17 protein-coding genes and 1 pseudogene are annotated in these 19,153 nt (G+C 45.0%); all 18 read right to left on the bottom strand.

Features of this window, described 5'->3' with window-relative positions:
• Nucleotides 1-19: 19 nt before the first annotated feature.
• Nucleotides 20-1,147 (bottom strand): Ger(x)C family spore germination protein, encoded by a 1,128-nt coding sequence (locus tag ACH6C1_RS07665; RefSeq protein ID WP_374076089.1) that lies wholly within the window; start codon nt 1,145-1,147, stop codon nt 20-22.
• Nucleotides 1,137-2,249, bottom strand: coding sequence for a GerAB/ArcD/ProY family transporter (locus ACH6C1_RS07660; protein ID WP_374076087.1), 1,113 nt, complete (start codon nt 2,247-2,249; stop codon nt 1,137-1,139). Before ACH6C1_RS07660 ends, ACH6C1_RS07665 begins: the two co-directional genes overlap by 11 nt.
• Before the next feature lie 12 nt (nt 2,250-2,261).
• A complete protein-coding gene (locus ACH6C1_RS07655; RefSeq protein WP_374077164.1) occupies nt 2,262-3,824 on the bottom strand; it encodes a spore germination protein in 1,563 nt (520 codons plus the stop codon).
• 189 nt (nt 3,825-4,013) lie between these two features.
• Nucleotides 4,014-4,934 carry an AAA family ATPase gene (locus tag ACH6C1_RS07650; RefSeq protein WP_374076085.1) on the bottom strand — a complete coding sequence of 307 codons (921 nt, stop codon included), beginning with the start codon at nt 4,932-4,934 and terminating at the stop codon, nt 4,014-4,016.
• 142 nt (nt 4,935-5,076) lie between these two features.
• A complete protein-coding gene (hfq, locus tag ACH6C1_RS07645) occupies nt 5,077-5,310 on the bottom strand; it encodes an RNA chaperone Hfq (RefSeq protein WP_038560416.1) in 234 nt (77 codons plus the stop codon).
• A 41-nt stretch (nt 5,311-5,351) separates the two neighbouring features.
• The gene (gene miaA / locus ACH6C1_RS07640) at nt 5,352-6,302 is read right to left on the bottom strand and encodes a tRNA (adenosine(37)-N6)-dimethylallyltransferase MiaA (protein WP_374076082.1); all 951 of its coding nucleotides are present in this window, start codon (nt 6,300-6,302) and stop codon (nt 5,352-5,354) included.
• A gap of 64 nt (nt 6,303-6,366) precedes the next feature.
• Nucleotides 6,367-6,822 (bottom strand): Dps family protein, encoded by a 456-nt coding sequence (locus ACH6C1_RS07635; RefSeq protein ID WP_374076080.1) that lies wholly within the window; start codon nt 6,820-6,822, stop codon nt 6,367-6,369.
• A 36-nt stretch (nt 6,823-6,858) separates the two neighbouring features.
• Nucleotides 6,859-7,032, bottom strand: coding sequence for a peptidoglycan-binding domain-containing protein (locus ACH6C1_RS07630; RefSeq protein WP_374077162.1), 174 nt, complete (start codon nt 7,030-7,032; stop codon nt 6,859-6,861).
• A gap of 54 nt (nt 7,033-7,086) precedes the next feature.
• Nucleotides 7,087-7,482: pseudogene (locus tag ACH6C1_RS07625) on the bottom strand (M23 family metallopeptidase); the annotation flags it as partial.
• Between the two features lie 110 nt (nt 7,483-7,592).
• Nucleotides 7,593-9,425 (bottom strand): DNA mismatch repair endonuclease MutL, encoded by a 1,833-nt coding sequence (mutL, locus tag ACH6C1_RS07620; RefSeq protein ID WP_374076078.1) that lies wholly within the window; start codon nt 9,423-9,425, stop codon nt 7,593-7,595.
• A gap of 12 nt (nt 9,426-9,437) precedes the next feature.
• On the bottom strand, nt 9,438-12,032 hold the full coding sequence (gene mutS / locus ACH6C1_RS07615; protein ID WP_374076076.1) for a DNA mismatch repair protein MutS: 2,595 nt from the start codon (nt 12,030-12,032) through the stop codon (nt 9,438-9,440).
• Between the two features lie 115 nt (nt 12,033-12,147).
• Nucleotides 12,148-12,723: an outer spore coat protein CotE gene (gene cotE / locus ACH6C1_RS07610; protein WP_366249648.1), complete on the bottom strand. Its 576-nt coding sequence runs from the start codon at nt 12,721-12,723 to the stop codon at nt 12,148-12,150.
• 178 nt (nt 12,724-12,901) lie between these two features.
• Nucleotides 12,902-13,264, bottom strand: a complete 363-nt coding sequence (locus ACH6C1_RS07605; protein ID WP_374076073.1) for a YlbF/YmcA family competence regulator — start codon at nt 13,262-13,264, stop codon at nt 12,902-12,904.
• The gene (gene miaB, locus ACH6C1_RS07600) at nt 13,264-14,823 is read right to left on the bottom strand and encodes a tRNA (N6-isopentenyl adenosine(37)-C2)-methylthiotransferase MiaB (protein ID WP_374076071.1); all 1,560 of its coding nucleotides are present in this window, start codon (nt 14,821-14,823) and stop codon (nt 13,264-13,266) included. The genes ACH6C1_RS07605 and miaB overlap by 1 nt, the downstream gene beginning before the upstream one ends.
• A gap of 104 nt (nt 14,824-14,927) precedes the next feature.
• Nucleotides 14,928-15,188, bottom strand: a complete 261-nt coding sequence (locus tag ACH6C1_RS07595) for a stage V sporulation protein S (protein WP_093726526.1) — start codon at nt 15,186-15,188, stop codon at nt 14,928-14,930.
• A gap of 155 nt (nt 15,189-15,343) precedes the next feature.
• The gene (locus tag ACH6C1_RS07590) at nt 15,344-16,141 is read right to left on the bottom strand and encodes a TIGR00282 family metallophosphoesterase (protein WP_374076069.1); all 798 of its coding nucleotides are present in this window, start codon (nt 16,139-16,141) and stop codon (nt 15,344-15,346) included.
• 76 nt (nt 16,142-16,217) lie between these two features.
• Nucleotides 16,218-17,780 (bottom strand): ribonuclease Y, encoded by a 1,563-nt coding sequence (gene rny / locus ACH6C1_RS07585; RefSeq protein ID WP_095223184.1) that lies wholly within the window; start codon nt 17,778-17,780, stop codon nt 16,218-16,220.
• Nucleotides 17,781-17,997: 217 nt separating this feature from the next.
• Nucleotides 17,998-19,041, bottom strand: a complete 1,044-nt coding sequence (gene recA / locus ACH6C1_RS07580) for a recombinase RecA (RefSeq protein WP_095223183.1) — start codon at nt 19,039-19,041, stop codon at nt 17,998-18,000.
• Between the last annotated feature and the right edge of the window lie 112 nt (nt 19,042-19,153).

Genomic DNA, 19,153 nt, shown 5'->3' with positions numbered 1-19,153 from the left:
TTGAATGTCATCAAATCATCTATTTCACTACATCACCTGTATTGACAATCTTGACGCTGACATTGTACTTCACTTCTGCTTTAGCAAAGTAATTATCCCAATCCTTTTTCATTTTCTGAAATTCTCTAGGATAAGCTATTCGGAAGCTTTCAGAAAAATTCACGACATCAGTCTTATAATCCTGTTGAAGTTTTTTTAGAGTTCCTTCCAATAACCTTTTGACTTCATCTGCTCCCAGCCGTTCCAGATCATTCACATAACTCTCCGACAAATTATGCGCTACTTTAGACCAATCTTCTGTTATCCATCCCTCTGCTTTAATTTGTACTAGGAAAGATAGGCTGCCATTTTGAAAAGTTGGCTCCACCTTTGTTTTATAATTTTGTACCTCGTAAACAATAGTATTTTTTTTCTCGTCCTCGAATTCCAGTAAACCAGCCTTTCCTTCCCCGGTCAGCCAGTTTACCCCCTCCACCTCTTTCACTGTCAAAAAACCGGTAAGTTTTCTTTCTTTTCCTTTAATTACACCAGCCCCGTCCACTTTCAGCGTATTTTTTTGTTTATCTATATTTGGCAGCAAAAAGCTGGTTTGAGACGCGAGATTTGCAGCAATCTTCCCTAAACGTACTTCCGGGAGAATTTTCAGCGTGCTTGTTTTATTCTCGAAAATACTGCTGATGTAGCTGCCAGGTATCTCACCTTCTATATTTGTGTTTAACACGTCACTGGCTTGCTGCTTGCTAAGAACGACTGTAGGGCTCAAACGAGTGACATTATCACGCAGCATCTGGTCAAGTAGAATAGACAGATCATACTTGCTCGCCGCTTCTTCATTTATGATGATACATTCCAAATGATCCGTGTATACAGGATACGGAAGCTGAAGAGAAATATTACGTAAGATATCATGGATAGATCTACCTTCAAGCATCACGTTTTGATACATCTTTCCCTGTGGCGCTGTTCCCTGTTCTCCTTTTTTCTTCGTGACGGCAATCTGCGTGGTATGTTTAATCGAATTCTGTTCATTTTCGCTGTTATCAACCCCAAGCCCGATTACAAACGACATGTCTTCAATATCTGAGCTGTCCCAGCAGCCGCAAAGGAATAACAGGGCTACTAAGCACATGCAGATTTTACGAATCATTTTTTGCTTCACCGCCTCGCTTCAGCCCTCTTACAACTGCAATTATCAGAAGTAATGACGGCACAATAAACGAAAAAACAAAGCTTGTCCAGCCAATAATCGTCCCCATCTTTTCCAGCTGATTCAAATCCTGAGGAATCAAACAAATAAAATAAACTGCAGCCAACAGTATATAGTTAGCTTTTTTATACGATATACGCGTCAGTGTAGAAATACCTTTTGCCGCTACATACTGGCAGATTACATAGGTCGTGAACATCTGAATCAGCCAAACGACTAAAAACAGGGAATCAAAACGCTCAAAAAGAATGCCTTCGTATTCATATTCTTGAATGAGGGCGAAAGTAGGCCATTTCTGATGCTTCATTCTTTCAACTGACAAACCACCCGTGATGATGATTACTGATAACAAGTAAATAGATACGGGTATTGCTAATCCAATTAACGCAACCTTTTTTGCCTTCTTCGGTTTCTGCATCATTGCAATGAATACGAGCAAAAATTCCAATCCGCTGAAAGTAAGGAATGTCGGGGTGATCCCTTTCAGTATCGGCACTGGACCAAGGCCGAATAACGGCCGCAAATTGTCTATCTCAAAAACTTTAAACCCAAGGCAAAAAACTAGTATGAAAACAATTAAGCAGATAGGTGTCAATAGCTCGATCAGCCTCGCTATCGGATTAATGCCGCCTACCAGTAAGTAAATTGCAATCCAGTACATGCTGATCAAAATGACACAGAGCGGTGTCTCTTCCAACAGATAAAACTGTGTCAGTTCACCCATGGAACGTATTTCAAAAGCACCGATCAAGAGTGCGTAGCCGATAAAAAAAGTACTTATTATTGTCCCCAGCCACTTGCCGACAATGAGCTTATTGAATTCAAAAAAGGTAAGGCGTTCAAAACGAAGGCTTAAGGATATGATGATAAGACACGATAAATATCCGCATATACCGCCCAGCAGCACACACACCCATAAATCAGGAGTCCCCACTTTCATTGCCAAATTCCTTGGAAGTGTAAAGATACCCGCAGCGATTAGAGTTGAAGAAAGCAGCGCAACCATTTGTATCGTCGTAATCCGTGTCGTTCCCATTTTCATATGCTGCAACTCCTAATATTTCTTCCTTCTGACCCGATCCTTCGGAAAATATTCAGTAGGGCGATTTCTCATGGTGAACAAAGGCATACGGAAAAAGAAGTCTTTCCAGTCGTCTTTACTATAAAGCGTACCCGGCGTAACAAATGGTACGCCAAAGCTCCGAAGCTTGACCGCATGGACACAAAGCGATAAAAAGAACAAACTGATTCCATATAAACCGAGAAAAGCAGCCGAAAACATAGCAAGGAATCGGAGCGCTCTTTGTGCAATCCCTGCTGCGTAGTGCGGGGAGACAAAGGAAGCTATGGCTGTGGCTGCAACGACAATGACCATGATCGGACTGACCAAACCTGCTTGTACCGCCGCTTCGCCAATGATCAAGGCGCCCACCAAACCGACAGTTTGTCCTACAGGCCGCGGAAGTCTAAGACCTGCTTCCCTTAACAATTCAATAGATATTTCCATCAAGAGCGCTTCAATGATCGTTGGAAAAGGAACACCCACTCTTGTTCCGGCTATTGCCAACGCCAAATCAGTAGGTATCAAGCCTTGATGAAACGAGACGAATGCAATATAAAAGGACGGCAGGAAAATACTAAGAAAGGCCGCTACATACCGCAGCATCCGAATGAGCGACATTGGAAGCCAGCGTTCGTAGTAATCCTCTGGCGACTGCATCATCATGGAGAAAGTTGCCGGTACTATCAAAGCATAGGATGTACCATCAAGCAAAATGGCAACCCTCCCCTCCAAGATCGCCCCCATCACTCGATCCGGACGTTCTGTTGATTGTACTTGCGGAAAAATGGACAGGTAGTCATCCTCGATTAGCTGTTCAATATATCCTGATTCAGCTACATGATCAATATCCATATTTTGAATTCGATTATTTACGTTTTCTAACAACTCTTCATTGGCAATGTCTTTCACATACACAACGGTGAGCTGCCTTTTCGTCCGCTCCCCTACCTCAAAGTCTCTGAAGGTCAAGTTTGGGTCTGTCGTCATTCTGCGCAGAATAGCCGTATTATCCCTAATATTTTCTATAAAACTTAAACGCGGTCCCCTGACAAGTGCTTCAGTGATCGGTTCATTCAAACTTCTTGAAAGCCATTTTTTCACGCTAAGAACCAGAACTTCATCCAGCCCATCAACAAAAAGCAGTACAGACCCCGACAGAAGCTGTCGGACAAATTGATTGGAGTCATTCATCGCTTTCACATCACTGACCTCAATCGCATGATGCAACAGATAATCCTTTATGCTTTCACTTTTAAATAGATTCAGCCCTGGTTTAGACTGCTTGGCGTGCAGCAGCGGATGCATAATGGATTGCTGCAGCAATTGCTGATCAACCAGTCCATCAATTAGTACGATAGCACAGCTGCGATTATCTCTTCCCAGTTTGAACTGGCGATAAATGATATCAGAGCTATCACCAACAATTGCTTTCAGCTCTTTCAGATTGACGGATAATTTTGTAGACAGCGAAAAATTATCCGGCATGAAATGCTGCTCTGTACGTGTATATGGCTTTTTTCGAAGCTCTTTCAGCTTATTGCTTAGCAAGGTCAGCAAAATTGGAACCAAGACAACTATAATTGTGCCTAACCAAACATCTCTTTGAACAAGAAAATCCAGTATATTTCCCATAATGTGCACTCCTTGCTAAGTATGATGCCCCAGTGAAATACTGCTATACAATAACGTTTACAACATAAAAAAGCTCTAAGTGCATTACACACTCGAGCTTCTTTGTACCTGTCATTCTTCTTGATTCAAATCAGCGACAGTCACTTTCATCAGTTCTTCGGTCGACAGATGGTGATCTTGACGTACAAGACGAACTGCTTGCATTCGAATTGCTTTTTCTATGATATTCCGCACAAACCGGGCGTTCGAAAAATCGGCAGTCCGTTTAGCTTTTTGCTGTACGATGATTTCTTTAAGCTTCCATTCTGCTTCTTTCGTCAGCTGGTACTCTTTTTCAGCAAGCATTCCTTTTGCGATATCCATAAGCTGTTCGGACTTATAATCAGGGAATTCGAGCTGAATAGGGAATCGTGATCGCAAACCTGGATTCAAGCTCATGAAGTGACCCATTTCCCTTGGATAGCCCGCAAGGATAAGTATGAAGCGGTTGGAGGCATCCTCCATATGTTTTACAAGTGTATCAATCGCTTCTTTTCCAAAGTCTTTTTCTCCGCCGCGGGCCAGCGAATAGGCCTCGTCTATAAACAGGATCCCGCCCATGGCCCGCTGGACGAGCGCGCGCGTTTTCTGAGCAGTATGCCCAATATATTCTCCAACTAAATCCGCTCTTTCCGCCTCGATGAAATGACCTTTATCCAACACGTTCATGTCGTGGAAGACAGATGCAAGCTTGCGGGCTACTGTTGTTTTCCCAGTACCGGGGTTGCCTTCAAACAGCATATGCAGCACTTGCTTTTCTTGTTTTAAGCCCGCCGCTTCCCGTTTTCCGCTGATATGGACATTTGCATAAATCTCTTTGATAGTTTTTTTGAGCTTTTCCATTCCAATGAAGGCGGAGAATTCTTGGTCGATATGACGGAATGGATCGATATCGCGCTTAACAGTTCCACTTTGCAGCTGCTCCGTCTCCTGCTGTCTGTTTTTGAGGACGATATTGATTTTCCCTTTTGCATTCGTAACTTGAGCTTCCACATGATCACCCCTCACTGCTGTAGTCTACGCTCAAGACAGGTAGGCCGTGACAAATGCCCAATGGTCTTTTTCTACTTTATTCACAAGCCGTACGCTTTACAACCACAAAACAAAACGAGCGCCATATGGCGCTCGCTTCGACTTAGCTCTGTTCTTTATAATCCAGCGATACATTCTTTACTGGGGAGAATGTGGAAATCGCATGTTTGAAGATTAATTGCTGTCTGCCTTCCGTTTCAAACAATACGGTGAAATTGTCAAAAGCCTTCACCGTACCTCGGATTTGAAAGCCATTCGTCAGGAAGACTGTGACTTGCATACGTTCTTTACGTAGCTGATTCAGATATTGGTCTTGGATATTAACAGATTGAGACATCTATTCCCCTCCTAATTTCTATACGGTTCCTATTTCTACCTTTATTCCAGCTTTCCTGCAAGTTCTTCTAAAATAATTCTAAATTTTTCATTTTTTGTTGCAGGTGTGATAGTATACCAGTCCACATCCATTTTATTGCGGAACCACGTATACTGCCGTTTTGCATACCTGCGACTATTTTGCTTCAGCTGGGAAACCGTATCTTCCCATTCCATTTTCCCTTCCAGATACGGAATAAACTCCTTATAGCCGATTGCCCGCATGGATTGGGAATCCCGGATACCGCGTTCGACCAGGCCTTTCACTTCATCCAGCAAGCCTTCAGCAAGCATTTTATCAACCCGCAGATTGATTTGTTCATATAGAAGATCCCGGTCCATTTCCAACCCAATTATTGCAGCGTCATATCGAGCAGCCAGTTCGGTTTCTTCGTGATCACTCATTCTTTTGCCGGTACGGTGGAATATTTCCAGCGCACGGATGACGCGGCGGACATTATTCGGGTGGATGCGCTCCGCTTGCACTGGATCGACTGCCTGCAGCTGTTTGTGCAGGTGAAGCTGGCCGTGGGTTTGTGCTTCCTGCTCGAGCTGCTGCTGATAGCTGTCATCTCGCTTTGCTTGTGAAAAATCATAAGCATAAAGAGCAGCCTGTATGTATAAGCCGGTCCCGCCTGCGATGATAGGCAGTTTTCCTCTGCTTGCAATATCTTGAACACAAGCCTCTACATCGGCTTGAAAATCAGCAGCTGAATAATGTTCATCCGGATTACGGATATCAATCAAATGGTGCGGAATTCCTTGCTGTTCTTCTTTGGTTGCTTTTGCGGTTCCAATATCCATGCTTCTGTATATCTGCATGGAATCGCCGCTGATCACCTCACCGCCAAATCTCTTGGCAATTTCGATACTAAGCTGTGTCTTGCCGACACCAGTAGGCCCGACAACGACGATTACTTTCTGCTTGTCCATGTCATTCTCCTTCTTTAACATGTCATTAGTTTAGCATAACACTGCAAAGAAAGATAAACGAAAAGCCGTGCGCGCCACGCACAGCTTATCGATCGGCATCAATAAGGTATTTCGACAAGCGGATCGCCTCGTATTCCAGCCTGCCAAGGATATCAACAAGCAAACCAGCGGTCGCATCATCTTCCTGCCTTTTCGCAAGCGGTATGCCGGTGATTTTGATCTCTTGTGCCAGCTGGCTGTAATCATGACGCATTGTCTTGACTACCTCATAGTCCTCATCATCTGCTTCGGCTTCCTTTATGGTTGCTTCCTGCAGGAATTTACTCATGACCGCAATTGGTCTGCCGCCGATGGCAAGCACTCGCTTACCTAAGCATTTCTTTATATCATCCAGCTGTTCGTGCAAATCCTCGGTATATTGCTCCATTACATAGCCGTATGGACCTTTTGCATACCAATGGTATCGCTGCAGTTTTACGTGCAGTACACTCACATTGGCTATCTGCTGGTTAAGAAAGTCTACAAGATGCTGATTGTGCATGGCTAACGCCTCCTCTGGCTGTCAGCATGCCCAAAATCAGAACAATCTATTCCAAGTTTCCCTACCGACAATGCCATCTACTCCAAGTCCGTTGCTGCGCTGGAAATTGATGACGGCCTGCCTTGTATTTGGTCCAAATATCCCGTCTGCTGTCACGCCTAGCGCCCGTTGGATACGGCGGACGTTTTCACCCCGTGAACCTGTCCGGATATAGCTTCCCGGGTATCGGGTACTTGCAGTTTGCTGCGCACTGCTTGCTGTTGTACCGATATAGTTAAGCGGGTTGACAGCATTTGATTTTTCCACATTCCATCTGCCTCTGTGCAATTCAAAATGCAGATGCTGACCAGTGGAGTCACCTGTATTACCCATATACCCAATGAATTGCCCTTGTCTGACAGTATCACCTGCACGAACTTGCCGAGACCCCGATCGCATGTGGGCATATACTGTTTCATACGTTTGACCATTCAGCTGATGCACAATGAAGACAACTTCACCATATGATGTTGATACATATGACCGGCTGACAGTACCTGCTGCCGCTGCGACAATACGCACCGTCCCAGACTGAGCCCAGTCGACGCCATTATGGTCTGATCTTGCACCACGAAAACCGCTAGTCAGCCTTCCTGTGGTCGGTTGGATGAATAATGCCATACGAATACTCCTTCCTGTCATTTTTTTGGTTACAGGATAGTATAAGCAAGCTGCATGAGTGACGGAGCGGTGAACACCTAGACAAGCAAAAAAGGCGCAGTTGCCTGCGCCTATTGTACTCGTTTGAAAAGCTTCTCCAGCTCATAGGAAGTAAAACGGATGATAATTGGCCGCCCATGCGGACAGGTAAACGGATCCTGTGATGTGCGCAGCTCTTCCAAGAGATGGAACATATCATCATAATTCAGATGATGATTTGCTTTAATGGATCGCTTGCAGGACATCATGATAGCTGCCTCTTCCCGCAGCTTCCGGATGTCTGCTTTACTTTCCTGCATCACTTGTTCGACGATCTCCCGAATGATTTCCTCTTCAAAGCCTTTCGGGAACCATTGCGGATGGGAACGCACGATATATGTGTGACCCCCGAACGATTCGAAAAACAAACCGACTGCTTCAAGCTCTGTCTTGTGTTGTTCTACTATCAGTGATTCCTGCTGGGTAAAATCAAATGTAAGCGGAATGAGCAGCTCTTGCAGCTCCTTTTCCACTTCCCCGATTTTTTCCCGGTAATATTCATATTTAATACGTTCCTGCGCAGCATGCTGATCAATGAGAAAAAGACCTTCTTCATTTTCTGCAAGAATATACGTACCATGGTGCTGACCAATCGGATACATAGCCGGTACCGCATATTCCGGCTCACTTTCTTTCTCTGCTGGTACATACTCCTGTTCCTGCACTATATCAGGAGATGAATCTTTGAATATCCGAGGTTCAGGATCTTGCTTCTGCTCCTCGATGATCGGAGGGACTGTTTCTTTCACTTTGTCAAAGAACCATTGCTCCTGTTCGGCTTCCGGTTCCTTGACTGGTTTACTTTCAAAGAAAGTGAAGCTTTGCTGTTCACTTTTTTCTTGTATTTTCTTCTGTTTAGGTGCGACGGCTTCCGGAATGAGCCGCTGCTGTCGGAGCGCTTTTGAGACAAGCTGCTCAACAGCATCAAATAATTCCTTTTCTTTGCTGAAACGTACTTCCAGCTTAGCTGGATGCACATTGACATCAACAAGAATGGGATCCATCTCGATAGAAATAACGGCGAGAGGGAATCTGCCGATAGGCAGCAGCGTATGGTATGCCTGCATAACCGCTTTCGCCAAGACTGGATTTCGAATGTACCTGCCATTGACGATAAAAGATACATACTGACGTGACGCACGATTTATTTCTGGTTTGGCCGCGAAAACTTCCAGCTTATAATCCAATGTTTCGTGTGAGGCTCGGACCATTTTTTTCGCTACTGAGTTACCGTAAATCTGAGCAGCAATCTGCAGCATATCTCCTCGGCCGGATGACTGGAACATTGGTTTATCGTTATGGGTCAGTTCAAAACGAATCTCCGGATGAGCAAGTGCAAGCCGGTTGATTACTTCTGATACATGGCCAAGTTCGGTATGAATGGTTTTCATATACTTCAGGCGGGCCGGTGTATTGAAGAACAAATGCCGTACCGTCATTTCGGTTCCTTTACGCGCGTCGCATTTGCCTCTTTCTTTGATGGTACCACCCTCCATCACAAGCTTCACACCAGCATTCTCGCCTGTGCTCGTCTTGATTTCAAGCTGGCTTACCGCTGCAATACTGGCCAATGCTTCCCCTCTAAATCCAAGTGTGCGGACATGGAACAAATCATGCTCATTCCGTATCTTACTTGTGGCGTGACGGAAAAATGCCCGTTCCACATCATCTGGCTCCATGCCATCTCCATTGTCAACAATATTGATCTCTGTGAGCCCTGCTTCCTGGACTGCCACCTTGATGACTGTACTTCCTGCATCGATACTGTTTTCTACCAGTTCCTTGACGACCGAAGCCGGTCGCTCGACCACTTCACCCGCTGCAATCTTATTTGCTAAATCATCCGGCATCAATTGAATCGCCATTTGGGAACCTCCTTACTTTTTTGTTGCCATTTGCTGCAATTTATATAAAAGATTCATAGCTTCAAGCGGTGTTTGTTCCATCAGATTGATTGATGTGAGCTCCGCTATCACTTTATCAGCCTTATTATCTTGTTTTGTTTTTTTCTTTTCAGGTTCAGGCTCTGAGAAGAATGATAGCTGGATATCCTCCTGTTCTTGTGCTGTCGGCTGGTTTACAGCCGGATTTTCTTCCTGTCCCTCCAGCTCGCGGAGAATGTAGGATGCACGCTGAATGAGACTTTCCGGCAGCTTAGCCAATTTCGCAACGTGAATGCCGTAGCTTTCATCTGCCGCTCCTTCACGGATTTGATGGAGGAATACTACATTGCCATCATGTTCTTCTGCCCGTACGTGGACATTTCGGAGTTTATCCAGGTCCTCTTCAAGACTCGTAAGCTCATGATAATGGGTCGAGAATAAAGTCTTGGCATGGATATTGTTATGAACATACTCAATGATGGCTTGCGCCAATGCCATTCCATCATATGTGCTAGTCCCTCTGCCGATTTCATCCAGCAGAATAAGACTCCTATCAGTGGCGTGCTCCAAGGCATGCCTCGACTCCAGCATCTCGACCATAAATGTACTCTGACCAGACACAAGGTCATCTGCTGCACCGATACGAGTGAAAATTTGATCAAACAGCGGGAGATCAGCAGCTTCACACGGAACGAAGCAGCCTATTTGTGCCATGATGCTTGTCAATGCCACTTGGCGCATATAAGTACTTTTACCACTCATATTCGGACCTGTGATCAGCAGGATATCAGATGCATTTCCCATCTGCACATCATTTGGTACGAACTGCCCTGTTTTCATTACTTTTTCAATGACCGGATGACGCCCTTCTGTAATTGCCAAGGACCGATCTTCATTGAATGTCGGACGAGCATATCGCTGCTTTTCACTCACTTCTGCGAAGCTTTGCAGCACATCCAGTTGACTGATTTGATCTGCAAGCAGCTGAAGAGCAGGGATGTACGTTTTGACATGATCCCGAATTTCCATGAACAAGTTATACTCAAGTTCCACGCTCTTTTCCTGCGCTTCCAGGATGAGCGCTTCTTTTTCCTTCAATTCCGGCGTGATGAAGCGTTCTGCGTTACTGAGCGTTTGTTTGCGCTCGTATTTTCCTTCAGGCAGCAGGTGCAAATTCGCACGGGTCACTTCGATATAATAGCCGAATACTTTGTTATAGCCGACTTTAAGCGATTTAATGCCAGTTTCCTCACGCTCACGCTGTTCCAGCGCTGCAATCCATTGCTTTCCGTTTCTTGAAGCATCCCGGTACGTATCAAGCTGTTCATGGAAACCGTCCTTCAAGATACCGCCTTCCCGCACACCGATCGGTGCATCTTCGTGCAAGCTTTTCTCAAGATACTCGCTCAGCTCCGGCAATGGATTAAGCTCCCTGCCCATTTGCTGTACTTCTTCTTCCTCGAAGCCTGACAAGACCTGCTTCAATTCAGGCAGTTTCTCCAAAGTGCGTTTCAGCTGCAGAAGATCTCTGGCATTGACATTACCAAAAGCAACCCGGCCGGAAAGTCTCTCGATATCATAAACAGATTGTAAATGCTGTCGGATTGTATCACGCTCGAAGAAGTGATCGAGAAATGCTTGGACTAAATCCTGACGCTTGGTTATCGCTTCTTTCTGAAGCAGGGGCCGCTCCAGCCATTTCTTCAGCATCCGTGCTCCCATTGCTGTAACTGTGTCATCGAGCACCCATAAAAGGCTTCCGTGCTTGCCTTTCTTCAAAATCGTCTCTGTAAGCTCTAAATTGCGCTTTGAATACATATCCAGCGTCATGAAGTGTTTAAGCTCCATTACTTGAAGCGGCTTCAAATGATCCAAGCCCCGCTTCTGCGTGCGTTCCACATAGTTTAACAGCATACTGAAGCAATCTAGCAATCTTACATCGGTCACGTTTCCAGTAAGTTTTTCATGAGATGTGCTTGTACTGGCATTATCTTGATAGGATAATGTGACACCAAGGCGGACCTGCAGTGCTTCCTGCAGCTGTTGATCCAGCTCTTCGCTAATAACGATTTCTCGTACCGGCTGGTTGTAAAGCTCGCTTAAAAGACTATCAAAGCCGCCTTCAAGCATTGCTGCCCGATTTTCTCCCGTAGATAGGTCATGATAGACAAGACTGTATGTACGGTCACTGTTTTCGTGTACAGCCGCGAGGTAATTATTCTCCTTTTCATCCAGCATACCGTTTTCCATGACAGTACCCGGTGTGATCAGCTGGACTACTTCCCGTTTTACAACCCCTTTGGCTGTCTTCGGATCTTCCACTTGTTCACAGATGGCTACTTTATAGCCTCGTGAAACAAGTGTTCTTATATAATTATCAGCCGAGTGATACGGAACGCCGCACATCGGCACTTTCTCCTCAACACCTGCATTCTTGCTTGTTAAAGTGATTTCCAGTTCTTTTGTGGCTTTCAGCGCATCATCGAAGAACATCTCATAGAAATCCCCAAGCCGGAAGAAAAGGAATGCATCCTTATAATCGGCTTTTATTCTTAAATATTGCTGCATCATCGGTGTGTAACCTGCCATATTTCCTACTCCTCTGTTTCATTGCAATTAGTCCTATTATAACACAGGTATTTTCTCTGTTTCTTCTTGCAGTGTCATTCTGAATAAAACAAAAAACGAGAGCATCTGCTCTCGTTCAGTCTTCATCGTCATCCTTTTTATCTAAGAAGTCCGGATCTACATCCTTGAAATCATCTTCCGTCAGCTCGTAATCCCAGTCTTCTTCTACATCCTCCACTAGACAGCCATCAGGATCTACTTTTACACAAAGCTTCGTTTCCCCGATAACTTCCACAAGGAATTCCTTCTCCACTTCGACGAAAATCTTCTGTCCGTGCTGTACAATCTTGCATTCCAGGCAGTTCGGCTGCTGAATTGCTTTCGCATAAACATCATAATCGTCGTCAAGGCAGTTCTCGTCTTTGATGCTTAATTTGACCAATTCCTTATACTCGACTTTCTCCGAAACAACGTGCGTTTTCGTATTATCATTGTACGAATACCAAACGTTGACATCATAGGAACCGACTACTTCCACCCCTTTATCGCCTTTCTTTTTTGCATGATAGCGGTGGTTGATGATCCAGCAGCCAAGGATGCTTGATGGTTTGTGTTCCGGTCGGATATGATCGATATTCTTGCTGAATTTACGTCCGCGGCCGATGACCGCTTTCGTAATGATCTCACGGTAATTCTGCTCTAGAAAACCCATCTTGCAAAAACCTCCTCTTTTTACATAGTCATGTTATGCAGGGTGTTCACCTATGGTGTCAGAAAAAATACAATCTCGCACCACAGCTGGACGCTCCTTTATTCTATGTAACTGCCTAAAAAGAGGTTATTGATAGCATATCGACTGGAGAGCCCAAAAATAAAAAAAAGAAACGGACTTATTTGTCCGTTTCTCCATCCTGAAAGACCGTCTGCTGGATATTTTGGGAAATGCTCTGCAGAATATGGTTCGTGATAACCTGGGATTCTTTGAATTCCTGGACGACAGGTATGCTGTCGATCTTTGCTTGCAGATCATCAATTTCCTTTTCCATCTGCTGCTGGGCTTCCCGTTTGCCATAAGCCTGCAAATTGACAGCCTGCTTTTGCTTCATTTTAATTTGATTGATATATGTTTGCACCTTTTTGTTCTCATTAAGCTTCGATTCCAGCTGGTGGAAATGTTCAATCTCATCCAGATTGCCCATGTCTTCAGCCAACACTTCAGCTTGTTTGAGGATATCTTCGGTGGAATAACTCATTATATGTGTACCTCCGCTGTTGTTTCTGTTAATTCTCCATCGAGCGACCATGTTTTAGCTTGTTTTATCCGAACGGGGACGATCTTGCCGACCACCGACTTTGGTCCTCGGAAATTGACTAGCTTGTTCTTTTCGGTATAACCAGCCAGCACGTCGGGGTTCCGCTTGCTTTCCCCCTCGACTAGCACATGCACGATCTTGCCTTCATAAGCACGCATCGACTTCGCTGCATGTTCGTCTATCACCCTATTTAATCGCTGCAGGCGCTCTCTTTTCACTTCCATAGGGACATTATCCTCCCATTTGGCAGAAGGTGTCCCTTCACGAGGAGAATAAATATACGTATATGCTGCCTCAAAACCGACTTCCTCTACAAGAGTTAATGTTTCCTGAAACTGCTCCTCGGTCTCATTCGGAAAACCGACAATGATATCTGTCGTAAGTGTAACATTCGGAATAGAACGTCTGATTTTCTTTACAAGAGTCAAGTACTCCTCCCTCGTATAGCGCCGGGCCATTAGCCGGAGTATGTCACTGCTCCCGGATTGAACAGGCAAATGTATGTGATCAAGAAGATTCCCGCCTTGGGCTAGTACCTCTATTAGTTTATCATCAAAGTCCCGTGGATGGGAAGTCGTGAAACGCACTCGCGGTATATCAATCTTCCTGATTTCATTCATAAGATCCCCAAGGCCAAAATCAAGATCAGGCAAATCTTTACCGTATGCGTTCACATTCTGACCCAGCAGTGTGATCTCCTGATATCCTTGAGCCGCCAGCTGTCGCACTTCCTGGATGATATCCTCTGGACGCCGGCTCCGCTCCTTACCGCGCGTGTATGGGACGATACAATATGTGCAGAACTTATCGCAGCCATACATGATATTGACCCATGCCTTAATCTTTCCTTTTCGTGCTTTTGGGAGGTTCTCGATGACATCGCCTTCTTTGGACCATACTTCCAAAACCATTTCCTTGCTGAATTGTGCTTCTTTCAAGAGCTGCGGAAGCCGGTGGATATTGTGTGTCCCAAAAATCAAATCAATATGATGATGCTTATTCAAAATTCGATTTACAACTGCTTCCTCCTGGGACATACATCCGCATACTCCGATAATCAAATCCGGCTTCTCCAGCTTCAATGGCTTCAGATGACCAATCTCACCGAACACTTTATTCTCAGCATTCTCTCGTATGGCACAAGTATTGAGAAGGATCACATCTGCCTCATTTGTTTCAGTTGTCGGAGAATATCCCATTTCCATGAACAGTCCAGCCATCACTTCGGTATCATGTTCATTCATTTGGCATCCGTACGTACGGATGAGGAACTTCTTTCCAAGACCTGCTTCCTGCATTTCTGGGGGAATCGTGAAATCATAATGGAACGTAACATCTTCTCTGCGCCGCTTCTTCGCCTGCTTCAAATTCGGCGGCTGATACGTCGTCTGGAAATACTTCGCGAAATCGTCTGTAGTCTTCTCATGCAGCGGCTTCTCAACTTGTTTGGACTGTTCTGCAGCTATCAAACTCACGGATTTACGCTGTTCTTCATTCACTTATTCCTGCTCCCCCATTCATTCTTGCGTTTGTCTCCAGTATACCAATGCATGATGCTGTGTCCAAGTATTGGAAATAAAAAAAGCCCCGCCTTTGGCGGGACTTATCGTGGTTCTACTATCAATTTGATGGCAGTCCGTTCTTCATTGTCGATCATTATATCCGTAAATGCCGGGATACAAACCAAATCAACACCACTCGGGGCAACAAAGCCTCTCGCAATGGCGACAGCTTTCACTGATTGATTGAGTGCTCCTGCTCCGATTGCCTGGATTTCCGCTGAGCCACGTTCTCTTAATACGTTCGCAAGTGCGCCTGCTACTGAGTTTGGATTGGATTTCGCTGAAACTTTTAGTATATCCAACACTGGTACCTCCTTCGTTTACTGAGCTACTTTCCTTTTTACTATATTTCTGCAAGATAGTAGATATGCCCATTTCGGGCGATGTCTGAAAAAAGTGATATGGCCTGTACTGGTTCATACTGTAAACAAAAGACCTAGTGAAGGAGCAGCAAAGATCAATCCATGTACGGGTGGTCATCATTGATCAGGATGCGTTTGATGGAAGAAGCCTTCCCCGTTTGCGGATCCAGATCGATTACTACTCCATTTAATTGTGATTTACCCTTTTTTGGTACTTCAAAACGTACCGGGAGACCTGTAAGGAATCTTTTAATGACTGCTTCCCGCTCCATCCCGAGGATCGCTTCATATGGCCCTGTCATTCCGGCGTCGGAAATATATGCCGTCCCAGACGGTAATATCCGTTCATCAGCTGTCTGCGTATGTGTGTGGGTACCAACGACAGCACTGACACGTCCATCGACATACCATCCAAAAGCTTGCTTCTCACTGGTTGCTTCTCCGTGGAAATCGACGAAAATCAAATTCGTCCGTTTACGTGCCTCTTCAATGAGGCGATCAGCTTCACGGAATGGATCATCTGCAGGCATCATGAACGTTCTTGCCAGCAAATTGATGATTGCTATTTCATGCTGATTCACCTTCACATAAATAATCCCTTTACCAGGTGTACCTGGCGGTAAATTTGATGGACGGACAAGGTACTTTGCATCATCGATGAATTCAAATATATCCCGCTTATCCCATGTATGGTTACCCATGGTGATCGCTTGTGCTCCCCATTCAAGGAACTGCTTATAAATCCGCTCATTGATACCTTTACCGTCAGCGCTATTTTCTCCATTTATAATGGTAAGCTGCGGCTGATAACGCTGCTTCAAGCGCGGTAAATATTCTTGCACCATCTGACGTCCCGGCTCGCCGACAACATCTCCGATAAATAATAACTTCATAATCAAATCCCTTTCTGCATCTCAACTTGTACTAATTATAGTTTAACACTAAAAAAAGCGGCACAGGGCCGCTTTCTTATTTTGCATATTCAACTGCGCGTGTTTCCCGGATAACCGTGACTTTAATATGTCCTGGATAATCCAACTCGCTTTCAATACGTTTCCGGATATCCCGTGCGACTTTGATGGATTCCAAGTCGTTGATTTCATCCGGTTTAACCATGATACGGATCTCACGTCCAGCCTGAATTGCGAAGGATTTCTCCACACCCTGGAAGGATTCTGAAATCTCCTCCAGTTTCTCCAGACGCTTGATGTAGTTCTCCAGTGTCTCGCTTCTCGCTCCCGGACGGGCTGCGGAAAGGGCATCTGCTGCAGCGACAAGCACTGCAATAATCGATGTTGCTTCCTCATCCCCGTGGTGGGAAGCGATGCTGTTGATGACCACCGGATGCTCTTTGTATTTGATTGCGAGTTCTTTCCCGATTTCAACGTGGCTGCCTTCGACTTCGTGGTCGATTGCTTTACCGATATCATGCAGTAAACCTGCACGTCTTGCCAAGGTAACGTCCTCGCCAAGCTCAGCTGCCAGCAATCCTGCTAGGTAAGCGACTTCTGTCGAGTGCTTCAATACGTTCTGGCCGTAACTTGTGCGATACTTCAATCTTCCGAGTATCTTAACAAGATCCGGATGCAAACCGTGTACACCAACTTCGAAGGTCGTCTCCTCACCTATCTCGCGAATATACTCATCCACTTCGCGTCTGGATTTCTCCACCATTTCCTCGATACGAGCTGGGTGGATACGTCCATCCTGGACAAGTTTCTCGAGTGCGATTCGTGCGATCTCACGACGGACAGGATCAAAACCGGACAGGATGACCGCTTCAGGTGTATCATCAATGATCAGATCAATTCCTGTAAGCGTTTCTAACGTACGAATGTTACGGCCTTCCCGTCCGATAATGCGTCCTTTCATCTCGTCATTCGGCAAGTTCACGACTGATACAGTCGTTTCCGCAACGTGATCGGCTGCGCAGCGCTGAAGTGCAAGGGAAAGAATGCTCTTCGCTTTCTTATCGGCCTCATCCTTGGCACGATGTTCCGCATCTTTGATCATGACAGCTGCATCGAAGGCAACTTCCTTCTCGACTTTATCCAGCACGATTTGACGTGCTTCATCAGACGTATAGCCGGAAATCCGCTCCAACTCGAGCTGCTGTTCTTTCACCAAGACTTCCACTTTGCTTTCCAATTCTTCAATTTGTTGTTGTTTTTCAGCTAATAATTGTTCCTTTTTCTCTAACGTAACTTCACGCTTATCAAGCGTATCGCTTTTACGGTCCAGATTCTCTTCTTTCTGCATCAGACGGTTTTCCTGCTTCTGCAGTTCAAGACGACGCTCACGTAATTCCTGCTCCGTCTGCTGACGCAGCTGGAAGTTCTCATCCTTCGCTTCGAGAAGTGCTTCCTTCTTAGACGTTTCCGCATTGCGATGGCCTTCTTCTACTATTTGCTTCGCCAATTCCTCCGCACTGGAGATCTTTTTCTCAGCAATAGATTTGCGAACAAGATAACCAACAACACCACCGACGATTAGAGCAAGCAAAATGGAGATGATTAGGTAAAATAGTTCCATGATTTCACCTCCCCTGCTATGAAATTGTACAAACATGTCTGTCGGCATGCACAATGTTTTTCATAAAAAAACTATGGTAACCTTTGAGAAGTATAATAAAAAAGAGAATTATACAAATCAATTTTAATCCTGTGTTCGCATGTTGTCAAGAAAACATGGAAAGTACTAGCAGATTATCCTATATAAAAAGCCTTCGGCTGTAACCGAAGGCTCTTTCTTACATATCCAATGATTCCTGTTCTTCTGACAGCGCCTCTTCCGGCAGCTTCTTATCTGCATCTAAGTTATAGTGGTCGCGTACAGTCATCTGAATTGTTGTAGCAATTTCCGGGTTCTCTTTCAGGAACTGCTTCGCATTTTCACGTCCTTGGCCAAGACGCTCCTCATTATAGGAGTACCAAGCTCCGCTTTTCTGAACAATATCCAAGTCGCTTGCGATATCGATGAGTTCCCCTTCTCTGGAAATCCCTTCTCCGTACATAATATCTACTTCCGCTTGTTTGAACGGCGGAGCTACTTTATTTTTCACTACTTTAATTCTCGTTTTGTTACCGACCATGTCATTGCCTTGCTTAAGAGTCTCAGCACGTCGTACTTCCAAACGGACAGAGGAATAGAATTTAAGTGCGCGTCCACCAGGTGTTGTTTCCGGGTTACCGAACATTACGCCGACTTTCTCACGAATCTGGTTGATGAAGATAGCAGTCGTTTTGGACTTGTTGATTGCTCCGGACAATTTACGAAGTGCCTGAGACATCAAACGAGCCTGCAAACCAACGTGAGCATCTCCCATTTCCCCTTCGATCTCTGCTTTCGGTACAAGGGCAGCCACTGAGTCGACAACGACGATGTCAACCGCTCCGCTTCGTACAAGCGCCTCGGCGATTTCCAATGCTTGTTCTCCTGTATCTGGCTGAGAAAGCAAAAGCTCGTCGATATTGACGCCTAGCTTCTGTGCATAAACTGGATCAAGCGCATGCTCTGCATCGATGAAAGCTGCTTGTCCGCCATTGCGCTGTGCTTCTGCAATTGCATGCAGGGCAACAGTTGTTTTACCAGAGGATTCAGGTCCATAAATCTCGATAACACGGCCTTTAGGATATCCGCCTACACCAAGTGCGATATCAAGGGCAAGAGAGCCGCTGGAAACAGTAGAAACCTTCTGTTCTGCTCTTTCGCCTAGTTTCATAATGGAACCTTTCCCGAATTGTTTCTCTATTTGTCTCAAAGCCATATCAAGGGCTTGTTTACGTTCACTCAAATGTATTTCCTCCTTTGGATTATCTATATCTATTCTAACTTGTTTTTTGAGATATAACAAGCAAAAAGCGAATAAATGTTCCCTTTTTTTATTTCTCCCGAACACACCAATA

Origin of the sequence: Terribacillus sp. JSM ZJ617, from assembly GCF_044383785.1 — a bacterium.
Taxonomy (GTDB): domain Bacteria; phylum Bacillota; class Bacilli; order Bacillales; family Amphibacillaceae; genus Terribacillus.
The sequence above is the reverse complement of the archived record's forward strand: the minus strand, read 5'-3'. Positions and strand labels throughout refer to the sequence as shown.